Source organism: Desulfovulcanus ferrireducens, from assembly GCF_018704065.1.
Taxonomy (GTDB): domain Bacteria; phylum Desulfobacterota; class Desulfovibrionia; order Desulfovibrionales; family Desulfonatronovibrionaceae; genus Desulfovulcanus; species Desulfovulcanus ferrireducens.
The window spans coordinates 1-6880 of the sequence record NZ_JAGUQP010000046.1; the positions used below are offsets into that span (position 1 = coordinate 1).

At 44.1% G+C, this 6880-nt stretch carries 4 protein-coding genes, 2 tRNA genes and 1 riboswitch; of the genes, 5 read left to right on the plus strand and 1 reads right to left on the minus strand.

Going from position 1 to position 6880, the window contains the following annotated elements; translation table 11 throughout:
* Positions 1-477: 477 nt before the first annotated feature.
* Both KFV02_RS11115 and KFV02_RS11120 read left to right on the plus strand, forming a co-directional pair.
* A tRNA-Ala gene (locus KFV02_RS11115) sits at positions 478-553 on the plus strand.
* A 78-nt stretch (positions 554-631) separates the two neighbouring features.
* Positions 632-708: transfer RNA gene (locus tag KFV02_RS11120), tRNA-Pro, on the plus strand.
* Positions 709-1266: 558 nt separating this feature from the next.
* On the opposite strand, the gene KFV02_RS11125 is transcribed toward KFV02_RS11120, so the two are convergent.
* Positions 1267-2487 carry a GAK system CofD-like protein gene (locus tag KFV02_RS11125; RefSeq protein WP_252381627.1) on the minus strand — a complete coding sequence of 407 codons (1221 nt, stop codon included), beginning with the start codon at positions 2485-2487 and terminating at the stop codon, positions 1267-1269.
* Between the two features lie 114 nt (positions 2488-2601).
* On the opposite strand from KFV02_RS11125, the gene infA reads away from it, so the two are divergent.
* From infA to metE, 3 genes are all read left to right on the plus strand, one after another.
* Positions 2602-2820 (plus strand): translation initiation factor IF-1, encoded by a 219-nt coding sequence (gene infA, locus KFV02_RS11130; RefSeq protein ID WP_252381628.1) that lies wholly within the window; start codon positions 2602-2604, stop codon positions 2818-2820.
* Positions 2821-3051: 231 nt separating this feature from the next.
* Entirely contained in the window at positions 3052-3912 is an 861-nt protein-coding gene (locus KFV02_RS11135) for a PHP domain-containing protein (RefSeq protein ID WP_252381629.1), read from the plus strand.
* A gap of 94 nt (positions 3913-4006) precedes the next feature.
* Positions 4007-4176, plus strand: a riboswitch (cobalamin riboswitch).
* A 196-nt stretch (positions 4177-4372) separates the two neighbouring features.
* Entirely contained in the window at positions 4373-6679 is a 2307-nt protein-coding gene (gene metE, locus KFV02_RS11140; RefSeq protein WP_252381630.1) for a 5-methyltetrahydropteroyltriglutamate--homocysteine S-methyltransferase, read from the plus strand.
* Positions 6680-6880: the final 201 nt, after the last annotated feature.

Consider the following 6880-nt stretch of genomic DNA (forward strand, 5'->3'; position numbering starts at 1 on the left):
AAAATTGTTCTTGAAAACAAAATAAACTAACCAATAAATTTTAACCATTAACTATTGACAAAAAACACAGTTGCTGAGTTAATTTGCGAGCGCATTTTCTTCAATGCTAACAAAGACTTGGACACATCTAAGGCTTGCTTGCGGGCTGTGCATAATGGGGTTAGTTCATAGAATGTTACTTAATGCCTTTTCTGTTGTTATGATGGGTTTCGAAAGTTCGATGGAATAACCTCCCTATGCACAGCACTTCCGCAATTTTCGCCAAGATGTGTTACCCAACCCGTTTGTAATGCATTTCAGAAAATGCACTCTTCAATTGTGCAGTAATTTGAGGTTGTTAATCATGTCAGAAAGTTGAGATCTTATACTTGATTAACCGGTCAAAGGAGAGTAATGGATAAGAGGTTGGGAAGTTAAGAAACAGCGATTCTTTCCCCTATCTTCTTAATTTCTTATCCTCCTATCTTCTCAAAAAGAGGGGGCGTAGCTCAGCTGGGAGAGCGCAGGCTTCGCAAGTCTGAGGTCGGGGGTTCAAATCCCCTCGCCTCCACCAATTTATATGCACTGTAACCTGTCGATATTAAAAAAATGTTGACAAGTAAGATTTAAATCTTCTATAATTGTTTATTGTCGGGATGTGGCGCAGTCTGGGAGCGCACTTGAATGGGGTTCAAGGGGTCGGAGGTTCAAATCCTCTCATCCCGACCAGCAAGACAGTAAAGGGGCAAATTAACCACGCTACAGGCAGGTATAATTTGTCCCTTTTTATTTTTTTCAGAGATAGTTCAATCATGCATGAGTTTGTGGTCAAACCCTACTCAGAGGGCAATTTTTCATAGTTTTTTCAATCCTGATTTCTTTCATGCTGGTCCAAAGATTTGGACCTAGCTATAGCTTGCTTGCGGACAGAGCATAATGGGATATTTAGGGTAAACAAATATTTTTTTAATTATAGCTGAGTTGAGCCATTTTCACTCAATGGGTGAGATTGCCACGGACAGCTTCGCTGCCCTCGCAATGACAATCTCGCCCCTGTCATTGCGAGTGGAACAAAGTGTAGCGAACCAATCTCAAAGTTTGAACTGCAAAAAAAATCGCTCAATTTAAACTGTCGATAGTTATGGTCAGTATCGCAAAATATTTACCCCATTCACTCTGATGCTCTGCTTTTCCGCAAGCTTCGCCAAGATGGCTTGTTCAAGCCGTTTGTAATGCATTTCAGAAACCAAGGCTTTCAATCAGCGGTTAAAATTTGGTCACAGACTCTTATGTTATTGAAAAAATAATCTCGCATAAACGGTCTACATCTAGGTAGGGGGCAGAGTCTTTAGTGACCAATGGATAACGGATAACCTTAATCCCCCAGGTGGATAGCTCCTCTCCCCGGATTCCTCCGGCATACCTGTTGGTATCGACATCCATCACTACAAAGTTTAACAACTTGCTTATGTTCAGGGAAGATTTATCCTTTCTCAAGTATTTCAATAAAATTTTGATCTGTTTCGAGAGGTTTATCCCCTGCAACTCCGGGTCAATTCCTGTGTTGGGAATAAATATTTTCGGGCAGGGGTTTTGACCTATAGCTTCACCAACTCCCTTGGGCAAAAGATTGGCAATTAGGCTGGTATAAAAACTACCCATAGGGTAGCAGATCAAATCTGCGTTTAATATCAAGTCCCTGGTTTTAGTATCAACTTGCACCTCAATAGGCAGAAGTGATGTGTTGTCTTCTACCAAATAGATATCATTAATTCTGGATTGGATCGCCTGCACCTCTTTACCTGTCAAAAGATGCTGGCCAACTATCTTTTGTCCGTTTTCCAGTTCAGCCGCCAGATGCAGGCTTCTGTTGACCACTGGCCGGACTACTCCCCTGGAGTTTACCAGGCGGGAAAATTCTTCAACTGCCCTGTCAATCTTCCGGTTACTCTTTAAGTAGAGCCCAGCAAGAACAAGATTGCCCAGGCTTGCCCTGTTGAAGTCAAAGTCCGCAGATAAATTTTGTTCAACTATGCGCAGGTAATCACAAATATTTTCGCGTATGGAGTGGGGGACTTTAAGGAAAAGATGACTACTCCCGTTTACTATATCACCCCAAATCATGCTCAAGTTTTTTTGAGGGAGATTGTTGGGAAAGCGATAAGAAAGCAGAGCCCGCACTTCAGGGATTCCAGGAACGCTTTTATCAGCTAGCGCCAAAAGTCTGTTGCGTAAATCCCCAACTGCGGGCATGCGTAGAGCATGCCTTAACCTGGCAGAGCTGCCACCTGAATCAAAGGGAGTGATAATGTGGATGGAGTTATGAGTGTATTGGATGAGCTTCTGGCTTAACGCCTTGAGAGCACTACCTCCACTAAAAAAAAGAATCTTCGGGCCATGGGGCGCGTTTGTTTGCAATCGCTCAATTTTGACCAGATCTGGCCGGATAACCTCTACGGTTTCATCAAGTCCGCCCTTACTCCATTTTATGGAAAGATTATTTTTCATAATATACTAAAGTCTGATTTTGGTTTATCTTGACATGTTCATAGCTTCAATTTATTAATTATAATTCATTTTAAATTTGTTAAACTAACTAATCAACCTTTGAAAGGAGTTTTTATGGCCAAAGAAGAAGCCATTGAGGTGGAAGGTGTTGTTGAAGAAGCACTGCCCAATGCCATGTTTAGAGTTAAATTGGATAATGGGCATGTGGTACTTGGGCATATTTCTGGCAAAATGCGTAAATACTATATTCGTATTTTGCCGGGAGACAGGGTCAAGGTTGAGCTTTCCCCTTACGATCTAACTAGGGGCAGGATTACGTATCGTTTCAAGTAGCAACTCATAGTCTGGAGTTTAAAACAAGCTAAAGTTAAAATAAATAGTTTTTTAAGACAAACGTAAGAAAAAAGACTGGCATTAAGACTAAAAGTATTCGTCTGTTTATCTATTGTATCTATTGATAACACCATGTTTTAATTGCCTCTGTCTTTGGCGGAACAATTTTTAAATTGAAATTTACAATTTTGATAAATTTGTTAATGTTTGAGTCTGTGCATATTTAACCACATGCCTGAAATAGATTTACATACCCATTCGACTGCCTCTGATGGTACCTTGACCCCCACCGAACTGGTTCGACTGGCTAAAAAACAAGGTTTGAAGGCCATTGCCCTTACTGACCACGATACAATCAGAGGGCTTGCCTCTGCCTTGCAGGCAGGAAAAGAACTAGGTCTAGAAGTCATCCCCGGCTGTGAATTAAGCGTGGATTATCCGGACGGGATTATGCATATCCTCGGTCTGTGGCTTAGGCCTGAAGCGGAGCAGCTGGATGCAGCTTTGAGGTCTTTGCAGGCCAAGCGGAATAAGCGCAACGAGCTGATGATTGCCAAGCTCCAAGACTTAGGCCTGGACATCACTTATGCAGAAGTCAAAGAATTGGCCGGGGGAGGAAGTGTGGGGCGTCCCCATCTGGCCCAGGTTTTGATGAAGAAAGGAATTGTTCCCTCTATACAGGAGGCTTTTAATAAGTACCTTGGCCCCCGGGGCAGTGCCTATGTGCCCAAGCAAAAGCTTACTCCTGAAGAAGCTATCTCTTTGCTTAAAAAGGAACAGGCTACCGTAATTTTGGCCCATCCCTTTTCTCTGAATTTGCATTTGCCTGCCTTGGAAAAGGAGCTTGTCCAGCTGAAAAAACTTGGTCTTGACGGAGTAGAAGTCTTGTATTCTGAACATACGCCGGATCAAACTGCTGCCTATTTATACCTCTGTCAGGAATTAGACCTTTTGGTCAGTGGCGGCTCGGATTTCCATGGCACGATCAAACCTCATATTGCCTTGGGAACAGGGAAAGGAAATCTGGACATTCCTTATTCCTTGCTGGAAAAGATAAAGACCAGAAGGCAGGAACAAGGGCTTTGGGTTTAAGAACACCGAAGCGTGTCAGGTATTTTTTTGCACTCCTACATTATCTTCCTTGACAGGAAAAACTTGTTCTCCTTATATTCCCTCTACTTTTAAACAGACATAAAACGCGCTCAGGAAACGGAACACGGTGCAAATCCGTGGCAGACGCGCTGCTGTGACCGGAAAATATTCTGGCTGGCGTATTCACTGGGGAAACCTGGGAAGGATACGCTAACTTAAGCCATTTCCGGAAGCCAGAAGACGTCCTGGGATGCGTCTATTTTCACCTCGCGGTTTGGGTGAAGAATAGAATGGGAGAAGGCCATGCAAATTTGCATGTGGCACTTGTGGATTATTGTCTTTTCTCCTGATTCTAAACAATTCTGACGCAAACCCGCCCGTGAGGGCGGGTTTTTTTATGGCTTTTTGTCAGGCCTGGCGCGTGCTTTATGTCTGCATCTAATTTTCAAAGGAGGAGTTTATGCTCACACATTCATTGGGATTTCCCCGCATTGGCCTGCATCGGGAGTTAAAAAAGGCAGTAGAAAGTTTTTGGAAAGGTGAAATTGACAAGGAGACTCTGTTTCAGAAGGCAAAGGAATTACGTCTTAACCACTGGCGTCTGCAGCATGATGCCGGTATTGACCTTCTGCCTGTTGGGGACTTTTCCTTTTATGACCACATTCTGGATATGACTGCAGCTTTAGGAGCAGTCCCAAAACGTTATAATTGGGAGGGCAGCGAAGTTGATCTGGACACTTATTTTGCCATGGCCCGTGGCACGGCAGGTGAAGATGGTGGGATTATTGCCATGGAAATGACCAAATGGTTTGACACTAATTACCACTATATTGTGCCTGAGTTTACACCCGAACAAACCTTTTCTCTGTCCAGCTCAAAGCTGTTCAATGAAATACGAGAGGCCAAAGAAGCAGGATTCAACAATATCAAGGCTGTTATTCCCGGCCCTTTGACGTATGTCTATCTGGGCAAGTCAAAGGACGACAACTTTGACCGGTGGGATCATCTTGATGCTATTGTCAATGTGTACGAAGAGATTATTGCGGGGGTGAGGAGGGAATTAACGTGGATTCAAATTGATGAACCCATCCTGGTGTTAGACCTGCCAGATCATGTCCGCGCCCGTTTCCAAAACGTTTATGAGCGGCTGGCCAAGGCAAAAGGAGAGGCCAGAATTATGCTGGCCACATATTTTGGAGATATTCTGGAGCACAAGGATATTGTCATGTCCCTGCCCATAGACGGACTACACCTGGATCTTGTTCGCTCCCCTTATCAACTCGGTCCCATTTTAGCTGAACTTCCCTCTTCTATGACCCTTTCCTTAGGGATTGTGGATGGCCGAAATATATGGCGGGTAGATATGGACAAGGGACTGCAGATGATAACAAAAGCCTGCACAGCTCTGGGTGCCGATAGGGTACTCCTTGGACCGTCATGTTCGTTGTTGCATGTGCCCATTGATCTGGAGGAGGAAAAAAAACTAAATCCCGAAATCAGGTCCTGGATGGCCTTTGCCAAACAAAAATGTTTTGAGTTGCGCGTTTTAGCTGATGCAATAGATAAAAAAGTTGTCCGGAATATTCTTGCTGAAAACAGGAAAATAATGGCCAGCAGACAAAATAGTCCCTTGGTCAAAAATGAACAAGTGCAAAGAGAACTGCGGGCCACTGACGAATATATGTTTAAACGTAGCGCTCCTTATTCTGAGCGCAGACAAAAGCAACGGGCACATCTAAATCTGCCCCTTTTACCAACCACAACCATCGGTTCTTTTCCTCAGACCGCTGAAATACGAAGCACACGCCGCAAGTTTAAAACAGGGCAGATGAGTCAGGAAGATTATGTTCGGGCCATGCAGGGTTTTATTCAGGATACGGTGGCCAGGCAGGAACAAATTGGCCTGGACGTGCTTGTGCATGGAGAGCCTGAACGAAACGATATGGTTGAATATTTTGGCGAGCAACTGGCGGGCTATTGTTTTACGGAAAATGGCTGGGTGCAGAGTTATGGCACACGTTGTGTTAAGCCCCCTATCATTTATGGGGATGTGTACCGTCCCAAAACCATGACTGTAGACTGGATCACCTATGCCCAATCACTGACTGCAAAACCCGTTAAAGGCATGCTCACCGGGCCCATAACTATGCTCTGCTGGAGCTTTGTCCGTGACGACCAACCACGCAGCCTGACCTGTAAGCAGATTGCCATGGCTATTCGCAAAGAAGTGCAGGATCTGGAAAAGGCCGGGGTTAAAATTATCCAGATTGACGAGCCAGCCCTGCGCGAGGGCCTGCCTTTAAAGCGTAAACATTGGCATGAATATCTGGACTGGGCCGTTAATTGTTTTCGTCTGGCCACGTCAGGAGTAAAAGAGGAAACCCAAATCCACACTCACATGTGTTATTGCGACTTTGAAGACATTATCGAGTGGATTGCAGCTATGGATGCTGATGTAATCAGCATTGAGGCCAGCCGCAGCCAGATGACACTTCTGGATACATTCAAGGAATTCAAGTACCCTAATGAAATAGGGCCGGGGATTTATGATATTCATAGCCCGCGCGTGCCTTCTGTGGAAGAAATGGTCTCTTTGCTTCGCCGGGCGCTTCAGGTAATTCCGGCAGAGCGCTTATGGGTAAACCCTGATTGCGGACTGAAAACTCGCGACTGGGCTGAGACCATGGCTTCCTTAAAAAATATGGTTGGGGCGGCCGGAATACTAAGAAAAGAATTCCAGGATATTGAAAGACTAAAAAGTGTGTAAATAAAATAAGGACAGGGTCAACTTAAATGAACCTGCCCAGTTATACCAGAATTCAGAGTGTTTTTTATATGAGATATCTCAACTTTCTCGTATGTTTACATCACCTGTTTTCAAATTTAAGAGATAAAGAAATAAGAATTTAGGCGTGACAGACCGTTCAACTTTCTGGTGCATCAAGACACCGTAACTCAGCTTTTGGTC